Origin of the sequence: Aeromonas sp. R7-1 (assembly GCF_040908115.1) — a bacterium.
GTDB classification, from domain to species: domain Bacteria; phylum Pseudomonadota; class Gammaproteobacteria; order Enterobacterales; family Aeromonadaceae; genus Aeromonas; species Aeromonas caviae.
Map to the genome: position 1 here is coordinate 1 of NZ_JBFODD010000048.1, position 18,441 is coordinate 18,441.

Annotated in this window: 13 protein-coding genes and 1 tRNA gene; 6 read left to right on the forward strand and 8 right to left on the reverse strand. The window is 56.2% G+C overall.

Features of this window, described 5'->3' with window-relative positions; genetic code table 11:
* Positions 1-18: 18 nt before the first annotated feature.
* A protein-coding gene (locus tag AB5Y51_RS12495) for an IS3 family transposase (protein ID WP_319903933.1) occupies positions 19-1,169 on the reverse strand; the annotation gives its coding sequence in 2 pieces (ribosomal slippage) (positions 19-932 and positions 932-1,169; 1,152 coding nt in all).
* A gap of 69 nt (positions 1,170-1,238) precedes the next feature.
* On the opposite strand from AB5Y51_RS12495, the gene AB5Y51_RS12500 reads away from it, so the two are divergent.
* Together AB5Y51_RS12500 and AB5Y51_RS12505 are read left to right on the forward strand one after the other, a co-directional pair.
* A complete protein-coding gene (locus tag AB5Y51_RS12500) occupies positions 1,239-1,463 on the forward strand; it encodes a hypothetical protein (protein ID WP_368178524.1) in 225 nt (74 codons plus the stop codon).
* Positions 1,464-1,552: 89 nt separating this feature from the next.
* Complete coding sequence (locus AB5Y51_RS12505) at positions 1,553-1,873, forward strand: hypothetical protein (RefSeq protein WP_368178525.1); 321 nt, start codon at positions 1,553-1,555, stop codon at positions 1,871-1,873.
* Positions 1,874-2,038: 165 nt separating this feature from the next.
* Here AB5Y51_RS12505 and AB5Y51_RS12510 read toward each other — a convergent pair whose 3' ends face one another.
* The 5 genes from AB5Y51_RS12510 to AB5Y51_RS12530 are packed head-to-tail and all read right to left on the reverse strand — an operon-like array spanning position 2,039 to position 11,497.
* A complete protein-coding gene (locus AB5Y51_RS12510) occupies positions 2,039-2,626 on the reverse strand; it encodes a hypothetical protein (protein ID WP_368178526.1) in 588 nt (195 codons plus the stop codon).
* Positions 2,619-6,065, reverse strand: coding sequence for a type I restriction endonuclease subunit R (locus tag AB5Y51_RS12515; protein ID WP_368178527.1), 3,447 nt, complete (start codon positions 6,063-6,065; stop codon positions 2,619-2,621). Before AB5Y51_RS12515 ends, AB5Y51_RS12510 begins: the two co-directional genes overlap by 8 nt.
* A complete protein-coding gene (locus tag AB5Y51_RS12520; RefSeq protein WP_368178528.1) occupies positions 6,052-7,335 on the reverse strand; it encodes a hypothetical protein in 1,284 nt (427 codons plus the stop codon). The genes AB5Y51_RS12515 and AB5Y51_RS12520 overlap by 14 nt, the downstream gene beginning before the upstream one ends.
* Before the next feature lie 38 nt (positions 7,336-7,373).
* Entirely contained in the window at positions 7,374-9,752 is a 2,379-nt protein-coding gene (locus tag AB5Y51_RS12525) for an N-6 DNA methylase (protein ID WP_368178529.1), read from the reverse strand.
* Positions 9,753-9,763: 11 nt separating this feature from the next.
* On the reverse strand, positions 9,764-11,497 hold the full coding sequence (locus tag AB5Y51_RS12530) for a DUF262 domain-containing protein (protein WP_368178530.1): 1,734 nt from the start codon (positions 11,495-11,497) through the stop codon (positions 9,764-9,766).
* A gap of 695 nt (positions 11,498-12,192) precedes the next feature.
* Here AB5Y51_RS12530 and umuD point away from each other — a divergent pair.
* Together umuD and umuC are read left to right on the forward strand one after the other, a co-directional pair.
* Positions 12,193-12,636: a translesion error-prone DNA polymerase V autoproteolytic subunit gene (gene umuD / locus AB5Y51_RS12535; RefSeq protein ID WP_368178531.1), complete on the forward strand. Its 444-nt coding sequence runs from the start codon at positions 12,193-12,195 to the stop codon at positions 12,634-12,636.
* Complete coding sequence (gene umuC, locus AB5Y51_RS12540; protein ID WP_368178532.1) at positions 12,617-13,876, forward strand: translesion error-prone DNA polymerase V subunit UmuC; 1,260 nt, start codon at positions 12,617-12,619, stop codon at positions 13,874-13,876. Before umuD ends, umuC begins: the two co-directional genes overlap by 20 nt.
* A gap of 111 nt (positions 13,877-13,987) precedes the next feature.
* Here the strand turns inward: umuC and AB5Y51_RS12545 are convergent.
* Together AB5Y51_RS12545 and AB5Y51_RS12550 are read right to left on the reverse strand one after the other, a co-directional pair.
* Positions 13,988-14,063 (reverse strand) — tRNA-Thr (locus AB5Y51_RS12545).
* A gap of 87 nt (positions 14,064-14,150) precedes the next feature.
* Positions 14,151-14,891, reverse strand: coding sequence for a phosphatase (locus AB5Y51_RS12550; RefSeq protein ID WP_005324180.1), 741 nt, complete (start codon positions 14,889-14,891; stop codon positions 14,151-14,153).
* A gap of 468 nt (positions 14,892-15,359) precedes the next feature.
* Here AB5Y51_RS12550 and AB5Y51_RS12555 point away from each other — a divergent pair, with 468 nt between their 5' ends.
* Both AB5Y51_RS12555 and AB5Y51_RS12560 read left to right on the forward strand, forming a co-directional pair.
* Complete coding sequence (locus AB5Y51_RS12555; protein ID WP_005324182.1) at positions 15,360-16,013, forward strand: TetR/AcrR family transcriptional regulator; 654 nt, start codon at positions 15,360-15,362, stop codon at positions 16,011-16,013.
* 47 nt (positions 16,014-16,060) lie between these two features.
* The gene (locus AB5Y51_RS12560; RefSeq protein WP_041213197.1) at positions 16,061-18,385 is read left to right on the forward strand and encodes an acyl-CoA dehydrogenase; all 2,325 of its coding nucleotides are present in this window, start codon (positions 16,061-16,063) and stop codon (positions 18,383-18,385) included.
* The last annotated feature ends 56 nt before the right edge of the window (positions 18,386-18,441 follow it).

The window sequence follows — 18,441 nt, forward strand, 5'->3', positions numbered from 1 at the left end:
TGAATCGCCCCTGGTTTTCTAGACACTTTGTTGCTGAAAAATAAACTGCCTTTCAAACTCTACCGGCGACAGCCCATCATTGGAACCATGACGCCTGATTGGGTTGTAAAACATCTCGATATAATCAAACACATCGCTGCGGGCTTCGTCTCTTGTCGCGTAAATCCTGCGCTTGATCCGCTCCCGTTTGAGCAACTGAAAGAAGCTCTCGGCGACCGCGTTGTCGTGACAGTTACCCCGTCGGCTCATGCTGCAACGCAGGTTGTGGGCCTTCAGAAAGTCCTGCCATTCACCACCGGTAAACTGGCTGCCCTGATCCGAATGCACCAGTACCGGCTGCTTGGGTTTACGCCGCCAGACGGCCATCAATAACGCATCAACCGCCAAGTCTGCCGTCATGCGTGACTTCATCGCCCAGCCGACGATCTGGCGAGAGAACAGGTCGAGCACCACCGCCAGGTACAGCCACCCTTCTTGAGTGCGAATGTAGGTAATGTCAGTCACCCAGGTGATGTTGGGGGCTGGCACCTTAAACTGACGTGCCAGCGTGTTTGGGGCAGCTTGCGTGCTCTTGCCTCCATAATGCCCCTTGCGGCGTTGATAGCCCGTTTGCGAACGCAGTCCCTCCCGCTTCATTAATTTGGCCACACGGTGCTTGCCGCAGGCTTCCCCTGCGTCACGAAGGTCGCGATGGATCTTGCGATAACCGTAGACAGCACCACTTTCCAGCCAGGATTGCTTGACCAATCCGGTCAGTCGTTCGTCCTCCTGCTGTCGTGGCGATGTGGGCTGTTTCAACCACGCGTAGAAGCCACTTCGGTGAACCCCCAGGGTTTGGCACAGGGTAACGACACTGTACCGGTCGAGTCGGGAGGTTATGAACGCGTACCTTTCCTTGACTCGCTGGCAAAGTACGCGGCGGCCTCCTTTAGAATATTGCGCTCCTCGGTGACCTGGCGCAGTTCAGTTTTCAGGCGGCGGATCTCGGCTTGCAAGGCAGACTCTTCTATTTGCTGGTCAGCAGGCTTACCGTACTGCTTGAGCCATGCATACAGGCTGTGGCTGGATACCCCGATGGCACGTGCAACGTCAGCCACCGGCCGCCCGCGCTCGGTGATTTGTTTAACGGCTTCGATTTTGAATGTTTCTGGATAACGCTGACGGGTCATAACACCTCCAATAGTTGCCTCATTTTAAGGCTGTGAGGTGTCTAGGGAACTGAGAGCGATTCAGTCGCCATGAGTTCCATCATCGGCGATTACGATGACGCAGACCTGGTACCGGAATGGCAATGGGTCAAGCAAATGGCCTCCCATGAACATGTCGGCGTGAAGGATGACTCCACCTACGAGCACACCCTGAACCTGGCCATGGCTCTCGATACGATCCCGCCAGCGCTGCAACCCTTGATCACTGCAGCCCAGCTGGTCGGTGTGAACTACATCCTGTTTTACAACGGCTAGCCACCGCGACCATCTCATCACTCATCAACAAACAACATAAAGGGCCAGCCCTCACAGGCTGGCCCTTTGCATCATTGGAGTCACCGAACATGACCCGTTTTATCACAGGGCTCGAGGTGCATCGCTATGCCCCCGAGCTTAACAAGCTGCATCTGCGCAACCGGCAGACGTTACCCGCTCCCGGAATCACCACAATCAAAGAGGCGAAAGCCCGCCTGTTTAGCCGCTGGCTGCCTGGGCATCAGGTGACCATCAACGTGAGCCATCCCGACTACGTCAACCTATCCCGGATCTACCGAGGGCGGCTGGCAAGCCTGACAGACCTCCCCGAGCACCTGGCCAGACTACGCCAGCGCTACAACGTGCCAGGCACCATTATCGACATTCAACTGAGGTATAGTCGAGCATGACCCACACGGCATTTCTGCTGTACCGACAGAGCCAGCTTTATCGGTGAGTGGTGCGCAAAAGAGATTGGCAGACTTGGCAATGTTTTCCGACCATCATCAACACGCTGGAGAACAAGCAGCTGACCGTTTGAAATCAACAGGGAAACAACTCGGCCCCCTCCGGTTTCATCTATGAATGTTCACATTGATGTGAACTACATGGATCAGCTCTTCACTTGTATGCTTGTGGCTACTCACATACGCCCATTTCATCGGGTGGTCATTCGTCTTTCCTTGTTGAAACACAGGAAAGTCTTCATCAGCTTTATTACGAAGCTTAACCACGATGTTGGAAATTCCTGGTTTTTTTACATATTCGACAACATAACCACGGCTTTGCCGTCCCGTGGAATATCGAGAAATCAATTGGTCGATAGCTTTTGCATGATAACTCGGTCCTGAATATAACTTTGCCTCTGCCAAACGCCGCTGGGGGAATTTAATACTCTCAGATTTGATTGTTAGATCGACTCGCCCATTGCTGTAGCCTTCGCGAACAACAGAAAGTCCGGGTATGCTTAACGCCGCAGCCAGAAAAGCAGAGAGCTTTTCTTCGCAGTCTCCCTGTAAATGATGTGCTTCGGCCTCCATTCGCTGGACAGACTCCTCAAAATGGCGATCAAGAAATTCGTCAAATGCCTTAGCAGTCCTCGCCTCGAAAAGCCTCCTTAGAACCGGAAACCAAACAAACAACGTTTTCAGACTATCACCCATGTACGTAACCCTGTGTTTTAGACAGCGTCCAACGGATAGACACCCGCTCAGCCCAATCATGTTCCGTCTGCATTTCTGCGCTCATCCGCAGCACCTCGTCAAAATTGATTGCGCATTGCGTACTAGATAGAAACTCACGATGTAACAAACCGACGTCATCAGCGGACAATAGATTTAAGACTGGGAATAAGATATGGCTGACAGAGAGCCCACTTTTTCTCTCAATTATTGCCAGGTCAGAAAGACCAATGCTGCACCCATTCACAGTCAACTGGTCTAGTAAATGGCTTACCGCGTTTGACCATATCTGCGCCTCCCCGAATCTGTCACGAACCACGACCTGTGCTCGCTTCTTTAATTCATCACCAACTCGCTGCTCAGACTGATTCTTCTGGTAGGTCACATCAAAAACCATGTCGGTCAACCAGCGCTTGAAATTCTGGTTATCGCTGAACTGCTTAAATAATTCTGTGTGATCAGACAGAAGTTCAAGCACAACGCGGTGGAGTGCCTTGTCATGCTCAAGCCGAGCGTTTTGCTTGTCAGAATTAGCCTGCGCATTCTGGTAGGCCTTATCACGAGCAACTCGTGCCGGGATTTCCTCGATAAGGACCTTACGAACCTGATCTTCATTTTTCCAGTCGATATTACCGAACAGGTCGTTGAAGGTTTTGATGATCGCGGAGAGCTTGTCGATTTCTACCTCGCCCTTGCCGCCACCGCCGCCCTGCGGCACTGGCTCAACAGTGGCATCGGCGTCGACCATCCCCATCTTCAGCGCCGCTTTGACCTCCACCCTGTAGCTGTCCATGTCGATGGTCTCCAGCACCCCTTTGGAATAGTCTTCCTCTTTGGGGGCGGGCAGCTTGGGGATGAGGAAGTTCAGGAAGATAGACAGCTTCTCCCACGTCGGATAGCCGTAGCTCAGGATAGCGGCGAGAAAGCCGTAGCTGCGAACAAAGGCCTTGGCTGTGCCTTTGAACTTGACCTGATCATCCTCGCCGAGCGAGTCTGTGTATTCGGCCACGCAAGTATCGAGGATGGGATCGAGCTTGTCCCGGTCTGCGCCACCCAAGTACAGCGCAACCAAGTCTTCTACCTGCTGCCAGCTATACACCTGCTGCCCATCGAGTTCGGCCTTCAGATCGTGCAGCTTGTTGGCGTCGGTTTCGCCGGTCTGGATCGTGGCGCGGTAGTAGTCCTGGAACGCCGCCTTCACCGCCTCGGCGTTGTCGGCGAAGTCGAGCACGAAAGTGTCGTGCTTCTGCGGATGTGCCCGGTTTAAGCGTGATAGGGTTTGAACCGCGAGCACGCCCGCCAGCGGCTTGTCCACGTACATCGTGTGCAACAAGGGCTCATCGAAGCCGGTGACGAACTTGTTGGCGACAATGAGGAATCGATAAGGATCCTGCTTGAATTTCGCCGGAATGTCCTTGCTAGGGAATTTGTTCAAGTCAGCTTCGTTCTTCTTCTCGCCTGCGATCTCGAAGTCACCCGAGTACGCCACGATGGCCTTATACGGGCTCTTGATCTGTGCGAGGTAGCCCGATACCTCACGCCAGTAGTCGATAGCTCGCGCGATGCCGTTGCACACGACCATTGCCCGCGCCTTGCCACCAATCTTCTGCTTACCCACCACCTGTGCAATGAAGTGGTCAACCATGATCTCGGCCTTGCGGCGGATGGCCTTGTCGTGTGATTCGACGTAGTGGCGGATTTTCTTCAGCGCCTTCACCTTGTCGAATTCCGGATCGTCAGCCACCGTCTTGGCCACTTGGTAGAAGCTGTTATAGGTGGTGTAGTTCTCAACCACGTCGAGAATGAATTTCTCCTGGATAGCCTGCTTGGTGGTGTAGGTCAGTTCCTCCGGCGAGCGGAACTGCACCTTGTCGCCGACCAGCGTCTTCTCGCCGAACAACTCCAGCGTCTTGTTCTTGGGGGTGGCTGTGAACGCGAAGTAACTGGCGTTGGCCAGCAGCTTGCGAGAGGCGATGCGCTTCTCGATTTCCGCGTTGACCGCATCCTGCGTGCTGTCTTCCTCGAATTCCTCCTCGGAAACCTTGTCGGTTGTGACTGTATCGGTGGTTTTGCCGCCGAGGGCTTCGTGCATCCGCGCAGTGGTCTTGCCACCTTGACTGGAATGAGCCTCGTCGATCAACAGCGCGAAGCGCTTGCCAGACAAGTCGCCCAGCTCATCGAGGATGAACGGGAACTTCTGCACCGTGGTGACGATGATCTTCTTGCCCTTCTGCAAGAATCCTCGCAGCTCCTGCGCGTTGTCGGAGTGGCCGAAGATCGCCGCTACGTGGTCATAACCCTTGATGGTGCGGGCGATCTGCGTGTCCAACGCACGTCGGTCGGTGATGACAATGATGGAGTCGAACTGCACCGCCAATGGGTCGTCCTTGCAACGCAACTCCACTAACTGGTGCGCCAGCCAGGCGATGGTGTTGCTCTTTCCGCTGCCTGCTGAATGCTGGATCAGATAACGCTTGCCCACGCCGTCGTTGTGGGCTCGGCGTAGCAGGGCTCGTACCGTACGCAACTGGTGGAAACGCGGGAAGATCTGTTTGCGCTTCTTGCGTTTCTTGCCGCTGGCACCGGTTTCTTCTTCCTCCACCACCTGCGCGTAGCTCTCGATGATGTTGGCCAGCGACTTCCGAGTCAGCACCTGCTTCCACAGGTAATCTGTCTTCAGACCATCCGGGTTGGGCGGGTTGCCCGCACCACTGTTCCAGCCCTGGTTGAACGGCAGGAACCACGACGCTTTGCCCTTCAGCTCCGTGCAGAATGCGGCCTCCACGTCATCGACCGCGATGTGCGCCACACAACGTCCCAACTGGAACAGTAGCTCCTGCGGGCTGCGCGTGGTCTGGTACTGAACGATGGCGTCGGCCAGGGTCTGCTTGGTCAGCGAGTTCTTTAACTCGAAGGTCAGCACTGGCAGACCGTTGATGAAGATGCCCAAGTCCAGTTCGTTGCCGGAAGCGTTGCTGTAGCGCAGTTGTCGGGTGACGCTGAAGATGTTCTTGGCAAAGTTTTCCGCTGCGGCAGCATTGCCCGGCGTGGGCAGCAGCTTGTAGAGATCGACGTGTACCGGCCCGTGACTCACGCCCTTGCGCAGCACGTCCACCACACCGCGCTTGGTGATCTCGCCTTGCAGGCGGTGCAGGAACTGGGTGCGCTTGATGCCATCCGTTGCCAGTTCCAGCGTTTCCACCGCCTTGGGCTGGGTGGCCTGCAAGAAGGCCAGCAACTGAACCACATCCAGCGCCACGTCGCGGTTGTAGTCGGTGGGCTTGCCTTGCACGTAGCCGTTGTGGGTGGCAGCGAAGTCCGTGGGGGTCAGCTCATGGCTGTACTCCGGCTGCGGCACACCAGTCAGGCCACGCACCACGCGCGCCTCGAACCAGCGCTCACTGGTGTCACTCTTCGCCATCGCCATCCTCCTCTTCAGTCATTCCCTCTTGGTCATCACCCAACGCGGCCAACGCCGCGTCATCCACGACATCCTCCAGACTGGGCTGCCAGCCGCGCACGTCCACTTGGCCGGTGACCACATCGGCAATCAGGCGGTCGCGGTATTCGCGGATCAAGGCGATTTCCTTTTCTATCTCTCGGCGCACCGATAGTTCTTCGTAGTAGAAGTTGGAAACTTCACGTTGCAGATGCAGCGGCGGAACCGGAACCTTCTCTTTCAACAGCGAGCGAGGATTCAACGGGCGGTTACGCCCAGCAGCGCCGCGTGAATGATGGTTGAGAATTAGGTCGCCAGCCTTGCCCAAGAAGAATGTGTAGAGATACTCCGGCGTGACGGCATCACATTTACATTTAGCAATCGGGTAGCGATGGGATGCAATGCACCCCTCATCTTCATCGCTGGCAACGGCTACCGCACCTTCCCAGGCAAACTGACCGCTAAATATTAGGTCTCTTTTTTCTATGCGGAAGAAGGTCGAATCTCCAAGATGTTTTCCTTCTGTAGGCAGCTTGTGGAAAATGCCACGACCACGATTGAACATGCCAATCGGCGTGTAGGTTACTTCCGGCTCTCTGGCGATAGGTGTTGCCAAAAGCGAAACGACCCGGTCAAGTCGAAGGTATTGGGTTTCCGAAGATGAAATGGCCCTCTCTGCAAGAACACCACGTTGCTCTGCCATCAGCGCGATCAACTCGCGCTTGGCCTTGATAAAGCGAGCGATGTGCGCGTCCTGCGCGCGCAAGTAGGCTACGATCTGGTCTTGCTCGGGGCGTGGTGGTTGGATCAACGCGATGTCGAGGAACTGATTTGGATACAGGCGCAGGCGCGAGGATTGAATACCGGTCGACCGCCCAATGTATTCGGCAACGTAGGCTCGAGTACGGAGCAGGTAGTCCAAGTACGCAGGGTTGAAGCTGTCGGCACTGTGTGGACGGTACACGCCATACGCGGGACTAACGATACCCACGTGCCTACTCGCACCAAGTGCCGCCATCCACGCCCATAGCGTGTTGATGACGATGTCACCAGGTTGACACAGCTTGGAGCCGACGTAGCTCGCCGCCTTGAACATCGTGACCTTCTTCTGGCTGCGCGGGGTAACGCCGGTAAGGTGAGACACCGACAGCAGCTCTTCCTGCCCGGTCTTCGAGCGCTCATCTACCTCGCGGAAAAAGGTCTTGGCGCGTTGCTCGTTCCAGTGTTCCGGTACTGCGGGCAACCAGCGCATCTTCGGCTGCCTGTAGTTCGGGTACGCGCTTGTCACCGTCATTGCGCGCCCCCCACGATTTTTTGCAGCAACCCCTCGCTCTGCTGTTCCAGCGCGAGGATGTCGGCACGGATTTCGGCAAGCGTGCGCAGTGGTGCGGGTTTGTAGAAGTAGCGAGCGAAGGAAATCTCGTAACCGATCTGGGTCTTGTCCATGGCGATCCAGGCGTCTGGCGTATGAGGAAGTACTTCACGCTCGAAAAAGGCGTCAATACCACCTTTTTCCTTCAGTGGCACCTGTTCAGTGTCGCGCAGCTCGCTGTCTGGCTCGTACTCGACAATGAAGCGATCCTTGCCCACCGTTTCTAAATATGCACCGTCGTAGCCAGGCTCAAAGTATTCGTTTTTAGTGATCTTGCTACGCTTGGCGATGACCGGCGGCGCCGCATCGTCGCGCCAGCTCACCGCCTTGTAAATGACCTTCTTCTCGGGCGCGCTGAGCTTTTCGCCCTCTGCCTTCAACGCAGCATCGAAGCAAGTACGAAACTCGTTGTGGTCGTCGTATATGGTGCTACCTAGCCTCTTTTGCACCCGTTGCGCCATTTCCATCAAAGACTTGTCGCGCAGCCAGGTCGCTGCATCGAGCAGCTTCTTGCGGCGCTTGGCAGGTACAGCCTTGCGCGCAGTGGGTGCTTCGCTGTCATCGTCACTGTCTTGACTGTCGTCATCCTCGTTCTCATCTTCGCCTTTCAACCATGCCTCAATGGCCGGTTTGTGCTTGGCGAACTCGGTATAGAGTGCCTCGCCGTGGGTGGCGTAGATCTCGGCTCGCAGCGCCTCGTCACCAGACGCAAAGCGCAGGGGCTCGATGCGTTTGTCAGAGAGCTGGCTTTTCAGGCGCAGTGGGCGTTCGACAGTGATTTTCCAGTAGCCGAAGTCCTGGGTGTCAAACCACTTTGATTCAGCCGTTTCCTGCTCGCCGTCCAGATAGAGGTCAAGGATCCGGGCAATATCGGCCTCACTCAGTTCGCAGTTCTTCTTGCCGAGGTTGCGGCGTAGCGGCTGGAACCAACCACTTGCATCGATCAATTGCACTTTGCCACGACGGGCTTCGGCCTTCTTATTGGCCAGCACCCAGACGTAGGTGGCGATGCCGGTGTTGTAGAAGATGTTGAGCGGCAGGGCGATGATGGCTTCCAACCAGTCGTTTTCCAATACCCAGCGGCGGATGTTGCTCTCGCCTTGGCCTGCATCGCCCGTAAACAACGCGGAACCGTTATGCACCAGCGCGATGCGGCTGCCCAGCGGCGTGTTGTGCTTCATCTTTTGCAGCTTGTTCACCAGGAACATGAGCTGCCCGTCACTGGAACGAGTCAGGAGTTTGAATTCTGCATTGCCCGCGTGGTTGACGATGAAGCGCGGGTCGTTGAATTCCTTCTTGCCACCCATGCGATCCAGATCGGTCTTCCAACTCTTGCCGTAAGGCGGGTTGGAGATCATGAAATCGAATTCGCGCGAACGGAACTGGTCGGCGGACAGGGTGGATTTGTCAGCACCACCGACGATGTTCTCTGCCTCTTCGCCTTCCCCCTTCAAGAGCAGGTCGGCTTTGCAAATGGCGTAAGTTTCGTCGCTTATTTCTTGGCCGAAAAGGTGGATGGAGACGTCCTTGCTGTGCTCCTCAGCCAGCCCCAGCAAGGTTTCTTCGGCAACGGTTAGCATCCCCCCCGTACCACAGGAGCCGTCGTAGAGGGAATAGGTGCTGGACTCAATTCGGTCGGCCACCGGCAGGAACAGTAGCTTGGCCATAAGCTGCACCACGTCGCGCGGGGTATAGTGCTCACCAGCTTCAAGGTTATTGTCTTCATTGAAACGACGGATCAGCTCCTCGAATACGGTACCCATGCCATGGTTATCCAATGCCGGAAACTTGATGCGTCCGTCAGTATCCTTGACCGGCAGTGGCGAAAGGTTGATCTCGGGATCGAGAAAGTCCTCGATCAAATATCCAAGCACCTCAGAATCAACGAGCTTCTGGATCTGATTACGAAAGTTGAAATTAGCGAGGATCTCCTGAACGTTGGGCGAGAAACCGTCCAGATATACAATGAAGTCATCTCGCAAACGTTGGCCTGCCGCACTGGCCTTCAGCTTAGCTAGGGTGAATTCTGAAACATTGTAAAAGGCTTGGCCTGCCGCCATGCGCAGCGCGCCGTCCTGTTCGGCCACCTTGTGGGTGTCAAGGAACGTCTTGCGAGCCAGCACAGCTTCCTTCGTGGATTCCAATACGGAATCCAGGCGTCGCAGCACCGTAAATGGAAGGATGACGTCGCGATACTTGCCTCGCACGTACACATCGCGCAAACGGTTATCGGCAATATTCCAAATAAAGTCAGACACCCATTTGATCTGGCTTTGGTCTTGTTGTCTCTTTTGCATTAAATCGTTCCTCAACTCGCCGCCAAGCTCGTAGCAACTTCGTCAGTGACAGCGAGATTCCAATGTTCTTTGAGTACGCCTATAAGGCGTAGTTGGCGTGTAGCCAAAATCGCGGGCGTCCACTCGTCTTCTGATCTGGCTTCTTGGGTTAGCACGAATGGAGACGCTATACCTTTTCCCTTGAAGTAAATGTTCTTCTTGGTTGCAAAGTCATAGTTGCTGGCAGCTGGGTTCTTGCGGATATGCAAAGGTACCAGATTAGCGAGACGATGTGTCCAATTGTCTCGCTCATCATCGTCAGGAAACCAGCTAAGCCACTCTGAAGCTGGTGGCGGGTTCTGGGGAAGAACATGCTCCAGAGAGAGGTGGTCGAACGCCTGCTTTTTACTGCCATCACTGACCAGCGCTTCGAGGCGGAGGGTAAGCGCCATTCGAGCCTTTGTTAGTTTGCGGTAAATGTCACCATCAAGTGCCGTGAGAAATTCTTTCTTTTGAGCGTCTGTCAGGTCTAGCGTCTTGACGTCGGCAAGCTCTCCCTTAAAGCCCTCCGGTTCGATCTCTTTAATTAGTGCGGCGTAAGTCTCAATACGCTCATTAATCCCTACCTTAGTGACAAGCAGGAAATAGGTCAGACGTTCCAGTGCTTGGAAAAAGAGGGCAAGCCTTTGGGGCTGCTGTCTGAAACGTTTGAAATAGACCAAGGCCGGAGGGACCCAATCTTTGAAATCCACGCGGTTGAGCCACGAAAGGTATTCATTGATCGTCTCAGCGTGTTCAGTTGCCTCAAAATCTGCATTGCGCACAAAGTTCCACATTTCTGCATAGGGCTTAATGACGTAGTCAATCAACACCATAGGGCTCTTATATTCGGGAACATGCTCCTGAAACTCTTTGACCAGGGTATATTTTTGTTTCTTCTTGGCATAAATGCTACGGATGTGGCCAAACAGGTCGCCAAAAGCATCACGCCCCAACGAGCTTTCAATGCGACTCCACTCCTTGGCATAGATACGACTCTGAGTTTCACCTTCTATTGAACGGATAAGTCCGAGCACTTGTGCTTTGATGATATCGATGGGAGCTAGATCGAGCCCCCTGTTGTTAAGCACAGAAAAGATACGGTACGCAGCATCGAGGTCTGGCGTTGAAATGACAACCAACGAGCAGTCGTTGGCGAGAAATTTCCACAGGGCAATAAGGTCAGCTGGTGGCAGCACCTTGGCCTTATCGAGGAGTAGGATGGCGTTTTCACGGTACCTCAGGCGACTATCTTCTAGTTTATCTGTGCTGGCGACTAGCTGTGAAATACCACCTGGCTCCTGAATATAGGAGCGAAAGAAATCTGCGTCTTCTTCGCGGGCAATCAACCGATACTCGTTTTTCTCACCCAGACTGGCCTTTCCCCTCTTGTAGAGGAAATCAGTGATATCATCTGCTGCCTCTGGCATTACTGTGCGAAGCACAGCGAACAGCATAGTCAGTGTGGACAAACGTTGTTGACCATCAACCACGAAGGATTTCGGTTCTCGATCGTTCTTGATCAGAACAATGCTACCTAGAAAATACTGACTGCTAGCCCCAGAGATACGCGCATCCTGCATTGCCGAGTACAAGTCATCGAACAGCTCTGTGGCCTGCTCGGTTGTCCAAGCGTAGGGACGCTGATAGTCCGGTATCGAGAACTGATAACTGCCTTCGAAGATCTCACGTATCAACTTATCATGGGCTTCAAGTGTCTTGGCCATTTGCTTTCATTCCTGTATTTCCTTCGAGCCGTTCAGGGCTTGGCTACCGGATACCTGTTTGGCACACCCAGTGCCGTACAGCGTCAGCGGGATCGCACGATCATCGGTAGTGCTGTTTGTCTTGAGGCTGGTGAGAGCTCCACACTTCAGCACAACAGCATGAAACTAAAAATTGCCGAAGAGTTTACCCAATTGGCCCCGCAGCAACCACGCCTGACATCACACCAGTGGGCTATGCTCGAGTCGTTTGCTGTAAAAGCCATCATTTACCTTCGAACAAAGCTGGATACATGCTCTCGCTGCTGTATTTGAGTTGCCTCAATGCGTTGGTTCGATAGGCGGTGCCATCGGAGTTGTGCAGGATACCGAGACTATTTTTATACCAAGTCACTTGCTCGTAGGTTTTGAGGTTACTGCCGCGTCTATTGTGCTAGCCAAGGCATCTACGTGATAAGTGCAACTAGCCAACTAGCCAACTAGCCAACTAGCCAACAGGCCACGCAGGCGCCAGTCTCTCCACTTCGACTCGCTCTGGCTGCGCCTTGGGCGCGCAGGTTGTGGCTTATCACATCTCATTGTCTGCAACTGATGTGTTATCAACTGAGGCCATGCTCCGCCTGACTGGCTAACAGGGCTTGCGTTGCTTCAAGGAAGGTACGCTATAATTACTGTATATAAATACAGGTGTCGTTATCATGAAGCTGTTAACCCCAGACCCATCACCCGCCGAGGTGACCATCCCGCTGTTCTTGCACCGCGCTTCTTGTGGCTTTCCCAGCCCAGCCAGCGACTATCTGGAAGGGAAGTTGGACCTCAACACCCACTGCGTGCCGCACCCTGCAGCAACCTTCTATCTGCGTGCCGAGGGGGAGAGCATGACCGGGGTCGGCATCTTTCCCGGTGACTTGCTGGTGGTCGATAAGAGCATGACCCCGCGCCATGGTGATGTGGTGATTGCACTACTCGATGGCGGCTTCACGGTAAAGACCTTGCAGCTCAAGCCAAGGTTGCGGCTGTTGCCAGCCAATCCGGCGTTCGCGCCTATCGACCCTTGTATGAGCCTCTCCCTGGAGTTGTTCGGAGTGGTCACCCATGTGATTGGCAATCTGAGGCAGCGTGATGGCTATAGCGCTCGTTGATGCAAACAACTTCTACGCCAGCTGTGAGCGGCTGTTTCGCCCTGAGCTGCGTGGCCGCCCGATCGTGGTGCTCTCCAATAACGATGGATGCGTGGTGTCGCGCAGCCCCGAAGCCAAGGCGATGGGTATCAAGATGGCCGGGCCCTACTTCAAGATCCGCGAGCAGTTCGAGGCGCATGGCGGTGTGGCATTCAGCTCCAACTACGCGCTCTATGGAGATATGTCTAGCAGGGTGATGAGCACGTTGGAGACCATGGCTCCCGAGCTGGAGGTCTACTCCATCGATGAAGCATTCCTGTCACTGTCGGAGTCGTTTGCCGGGGACCTGACAGCCTATGGGCAACAGATCCGGCAGCGAGTGTGGCAGTGGACCGGCCTAACGGTAGGGGTTGGGATCGGCCCCACCAAGACCCTCGCCAAGCTGGCCAACTATGCAGCCAAGAAGTGGCCTGCCACTGGCGGCGTAGTGGACTTGCGTGACGAGCTGCGCCGTGCCCGGCTGATGGCTATCACCCCGGTGTATGAGGTGTGGGGCATAGGACGGCGCTTGGGGGCCAAGTTGGTGGCACAAGGTATCAACACCGTAGCAGACCTGGTGGCCAGTGATGCCAAAGGGTTGCGTTCGCAATACGGCGTGGTGGTCGAGCGGATCGTACTGGAGCTGCGTGGCCTGCCTTGCGCAGAGCTGACCGTTGAGCCGGTGGCGAAGCAGCAGATCCTTTCGAGCCGTTCCTTTTGTGAGCGCGTGACCGACAGTGAGGAAATGGCCCAAGCGTTGTCAGGCTTTATGGCTCGCGCAGCCGAGAAGCTGCGGGGCGAGGGGATGTGTTGCCAGCGGGTGCACCTGTTCGTGCGGACCAGCCCCTTTGACGAACGAGCCCCTTACTACAGTGAGCAGGCTGGAGTTCGGTTGGTCTGCCCTAGCGATGACACCCGGTTGCTGCTGCAGCAAGTGAACGTGCTGCTACCGCAGATTTGGCGCGACGGCCACCGCTATCAAAAAGGTGGGGTCATGTTGAGTGAGTTCACCCCCAAGGGGCAGCAACAGGCCGACCTGTTTGCCCCGCCATCAGCTCAATCTGATGCGCTGATGGCAGTGATGGACCAGATCAAAGCCAAGGGATTGGGGCGCGTAGATTTTGCCAGCCAAGGCACGGGATCGCCTGAGTGGATGATGCGACAAGAGCACCTGAGCCCTTGTTACACCACCCGCTGGGAGGACCTGCCGGTAGCGAGGTAAGTGGATACAGTAATGTTCCTACCGTTTGCTAGATGTGGTACCCCACGTGGTACCCCAAGCCAAAAAACACAAATGGCTAGCTTCAATGAGAAGCTAACCATTTGTTTTATATGGTGCCGATAAGGGGAATCGAACTCCTGACCTTCGCATTACGAATGCGCTGCTCTACCAACTGAGCTATACCGGCGGTTTGATGTTCAGAGTCGTGAAAAAAGTCGGACAAGTCAATTGAGCCAACTCGATTTTATGAGTTGGCTCATGATGTTAAGGCATATCAGAGGTCAACGAACTCCGGGATGTGAGCACGGCCGCGGCTCTCGAGAAAATCGAGCAGGGCACGGGGAGAGCGGGCCAGGATCCGCTCATGTGGGAAGTTGGCTTCGGTGACCAGACGATGGCAGTGATCAAAGTCGCCGAGGCTGAATGCCACGTGGGAGTCGGAGCCGAAAGTGAGGTAGGCACCCAGATCGCGCGCCGCCTCGACGATGGCGCGGCAGTTGCTTTCGCTGCCTGCACGGGAGTGGCTGAACGAGGAGTTGTTGACCTCCAGTGCCACTCGATACTCTGCCGCTGCCTTGACCACCGCCTGAATATCGATGGGGAAGGCGGGATTGCCGGGGTGGCTTATCATGTCGACCCGACCACTTCGAATGGCGTTGATCATGGCCTGGGTGTGGGTCGCCTGATCGCAGGGGGGGAACACCGGTTCGTGAAAGCCCGCCATGATCATGTCGAGCCGCGATTCGTAGCGCTCGGGGAAGTCTATTTCACCGTCGATGTTCTTGATGTTGGCTTCGATGCCGCGCAGGATACCGACCCCGTCCACAACCCTGGGCAACACGTGCAGATTGACGAAATGCCAGTAATGCGGGGCATCTGCCATGTCCGGGCCATGGTCCGTGGTGGCGAACAGCTTGATCCCCTTGGCTTTGGCGATGGGCAGGTAATCGTGAATGGTGCTGTAGGCGTGGGTGCTGGCGACGGTGTGCGTGTGGGTATCGACCGTATACTTCATCTTCTCTCCCCTCTGGCATGAGGCGACAGCATAGCAAGATTGGCGAAGCCGGGCCATGTGGCTGGTTGCCATACTTTGTCACAATTTGGGTCTGTGCTGACAAAGTCTGATGACGTTTCACTGCGAGGATGGCGACATCGATGCAAGCCTGAACACCCATCGATGGGTCGACACTGGATGGTCAGACCCGTTTTCCCCGCCGTCGCCCCTGCGACGGTTTTTTTTGGTTCTCTGTCGGCGCATCGGGTGACGGCAGGACAAAAAAATGCCCAACTAGCATGACGCAGGTTGGGCGAGACTTAATGTTTAATTGCAGTGGCATAGATATAGAGTGCCGTCTCGCCGCGAAGTTCCCGCCATCTTCCCTCTTTTTTGATTAAAAACATTTAGCCAACACTTGTTCACATTCTCTTGACATGGGTGGGCGTGAAACGTACTTTTTAAACATTCGTTTAAGTGAGGTGTCCAGTGAGTAAAATCGATACCAAGAACCGTATTCTCGACGCCGCCGAGGTGCTGTTTGCCGAGCGGGGGTTCGCCGATACCTCGTTGCGTCTGATCACCAGCGAGGCCGATGTGAACCTGGCTTCGGTCAATTATCACTTCGGCTCCAAGAAGGAGCTTATCCAGGCGGTGCTCGACCGCTATCTGAGCCTCTTCATGCCGGCACTGGACGGGCGGTTGCAGACGTTGATGGCGCAGGATCAGCTGACCCTGTTGCAGGTGTTCGAGAGCTTTGTCGAACCCCTGATGAAACTCTCGGCCGTCAGGGCGAATGGCCCGGCGCTCTTCATGCAGTTGCTGGGGCGCGGCTATATCGACAGTCAGGGCCACCTGCGCCGCTTTATAACCACCCATTATGGGGCGACCCTGCACGGGATCACCCAGGCCATCTCCAAGGCCAATCCGGATTTGTCGCCAGCGGATCTCTTCTGGCGCCTGCACTTCACCCTGGGCACCGTCGTCTTCACCATGGCCTCGGCCGATGCCCTGCGTGACATCGCCCAGGCCGATTTTGGCCAGCAGCTCGATGTGGAAGGGCTGGTGCGCAACGTTATTCCTTATCTGGCGTCCGGTGTCGGGGCGCCCGTGGAGTCGACCAGGCTCTCCCTGGCCGTGTAACACCTAACAATAATCAACGGAAACAGTGAAATAGAAGGAACTTCGGTATGATCACATTGCTTGTCCTGCTGGTGCTGGCGATAGCCGTGGTGCTCGGTGTCCCCGCCATCCGTAAAAAGGTGGTGACCCGCCCCGTGTTCGGCATCTTCAAGAAGATACTGCCGCCCCTGTCGGCCACCGAGCGGGAGGCCATGGAGGCCGGCTCCGTCTGGTGGGACGGGGAGCTGTTTCGCGGCAACCCGGACTGGAAGAAACTGCACGGCTACGGCAAGGCCGAGTTGAGCGCAGAAGAGCAGGCCTTTATCGACAACCAGGTCGAAACCCTGCTCGCCATGGTGGACGACTTCAAGATCGTCAACGAGACCAAGGACCTGCCGGAGCCGGTGTGGGACTATCTGAAGAAAGAAGGCTTCTTCTCCCTGATCATCCCGAAATCCTACGGCGGCCGCGAGTTCTCGGCGATTGCCAACTCCACCATCGTCACCCGTATCGCCACCAAGAGCCTGAGCGTTGCGGTCACCGTCATGGTGCCCAACTCCCTCGGCCCGGGCGAGCTGCTGATGCATTACGGCACCCAGGCCCAGAAAGATTTCTGGCTGCCGGGGCTGGCCAACGGCAAGGAGGTACCCTGCTTCGCCCTGACCGGGCCGGAAGCGGGCTCCGATGCGGGCGCCATCCCGGACAAGGGGATCGTCTGCAAGGGGATGCACAAGGGGGAAGAGGTGCTGGGCATTCGCCTGAACTGGAACAAGCGCTACATCACCCTGGCGCCGCGCGCCACCGTGCTGGGGCTGGCGTTCAAGCTCTATGACCCGGAAAAACTGCTGGGTGACAAGGAAGAGATCGGCATCACCTGTGCGCTGATCCCGACCAGTCACCCTGGCGTGCGCGTTGGCGATCGCCACTACCCCATGGGGTTGGCGTTCCTGAATGGCCCGACCTTCGGCAAGGATGTGTTCATTCCGCTCGACTGGATCATCGGTGGCCCGGATTACGCCGGCCGCGGCTGGCGCATGCTGGTGGAGTGCCTCTCCGCCGGTCGCGGCATCTCGCTGCCAGCCCTTGGCACCGCCTGCGGTCACATGGCGAGCCGCACCGTGGGCGCCTACTCCTATGTGCGCAAGCAGTTCGGCATGTCCATCGGCAAGTTTGAAGGGGTGCAGGAAGCGCTGGCCCGCATTGGCGGCCTCACCTATCAGCTGGAAGGGGCTCGTCGCATGACCGCAGGTTCCCTGGACTTGGGTCAGGCACCGGCCATCGTCACTGCGATTTCCAAGTACCACATGACCGAGATGGCCCGCCAGGTGATGGATGACTCCATGGACATCCACGCCGGTCGCGCCATCCAGCTGGGCCCGAAAAACTACACCGGCTACGCCTACATGGGCATCCCGGTAGCCATCACGGTGGAAGGGGCCAACATCCTGACCCGCAACCTGATGATCTTCGGGCAAGGGGCCACCCGCTGCCATCCGTATGTGTTTGCAGAGCTGGAAGCGGCGGCCGACACCGATGTGGAGCGCGGTCTCGAGAAGTTTGACGCCCTGTTGATGAAACACATCGCCTTCGGTACCGGCAACTTCTTCGGTGCCCTGTTCCAGGGGCTGACCCTGGGCCAGTTCAACAGCGCGCCGGTAGCTGGCGAAACCGCCCGCTACTACAAGCAGCTCTCTCGCATGAGTAAAGGGCTGGCCCTGTGCGCCGACGTCTCCATGCTGATGCTGGGCGGGGATCTCAAGCGCAAGGAGATGATCTCTGCCCGTCTGGGTGACGTGCTGAGCCATCTCTACCTGGCCTCCGCCACCCTCAAGCATTACGAGGATCAGGGCCGCATGGTCTCTGACCTGCCGTTCGTGCAGTACGCGGTGGAGCGCAACCTCTACCTGATTGGCAAGGCGTTCGAGGGCTTCTTCCAGAACTTCCCGAACAAGGTGGTGGGGGCCGTACTCAAGCGGGTGGTGTTCCCGTTCGGCGTCGGTTACAAGATGCCGGCGGACGATCGCTGCCATGCCATCTGTCTGGCCATGATGACGCCGGGCGAGTTCCGGGATCGTCTTACCGCGCTCTGTTATGTGGGCAAGGACGAGGCGGATCCGGTGGGGCTGATGGAGCGTGCCTTCCAGGCCATGGTCTCGGTGCAGCCCATCGAGAAGAAGCTGGTGCAGGCCCAGAAAGAGGGCAGACTGCCCCGCAAGCTGGCGCTGCCTGAGCTGGTGGCTGCGGCCCTGTCCCAGTCCATCCTCGGCAAGGAGGAGGCGGACAAGCTGCTGGCCGCCGATGCCCTGCGCTACGAGGCTATCCAGGTGGACAACTTCGCTCCTGGCGAGCTGGAAGGATTGTCTCAACCGAACCCGGTCGAGCATGCAGCCTGACCCCGAGCGTAAACCGACAACCGGCCCTAGTGGCCGGTTTTTTTTGTTGTTTAACC

Coding starts and splice junctions, on each gene's coding strand:
- AB5Y51_RS12515 (WP_368178527.1), bottom strand. CDS start 6,065: ATGGCGAAGAGTGACACCAGTGAGCGCTGGTTCGAGGCGCGCGTGGTG.
- umuD (WP_368178531.1), top strand. CDS start 12,193: ATGAAGCTGTTAACCCCAGACCCATCACCCGCCGAGGTGACCATCCCG.
- AB5Y51_RS12550 (WP_005324180.1), bottom strand. CDS start 14,891: ATGAAGTATACGGTCGATACCCACACGCACACCGTCGCCAGCACCCAC.
- AB5Y51_RS12560 (WP_041213197.1), top strand. CDS start 16,061: ATGATCACATTGCTTGTCCTGCTGGTGCTGGCGATAGCCGTGGTGCTC.
- AB5Y51_RS12525 (WP_368178529.1), bottom strand. CDS start 9,752: ATGCAAAAGAGACAACAAGACCAAAGCCAGATCAAATGGGTGTCTGAC.
- umuC (WP_368178532.1), top strand. CDS start 12,617: ATGGCTATAGCGCTCGTTGATGCAAACAACTTCTACGCCAGCTGTGAG.
- AB5Y51_RS12510 (WP_368178526.1), bottom strand. CDS start 2,626: ATGGGTGATAGTCTGAAAACGTTGTTTGTTTGGTTTCCGGTTCTAAGG.
- AB5Y51_RS12500 (WP_368178524.1), top strand. CDS start 1,239: ATGAGTTCCATCATCGGCGATTACGATGACGCAGACCTGGTACCGGAA.
- AB5Y51_RS12530 (WP_368178530.1), bottom strand. CDS start 11,497: ATGGCCAAGACACTTGAAGCCCATGATAAGTTGATACGTGAGATCTTC.
- AB5Y51_RS12520 (WP_368178528.1), bottom strand. CDS start 7,335: ATGCGCTGGTTGCCCGCAGTACCGGAACACTGGAACGAGCAACGCGCC.
- AB5Y51_RS12505 (WP_368178525.1), top strand. CDS start 1,553: ATGACCCGTTTTATCACAGGGCTCGAGGTGCATCGCTATGCCCCCGAG.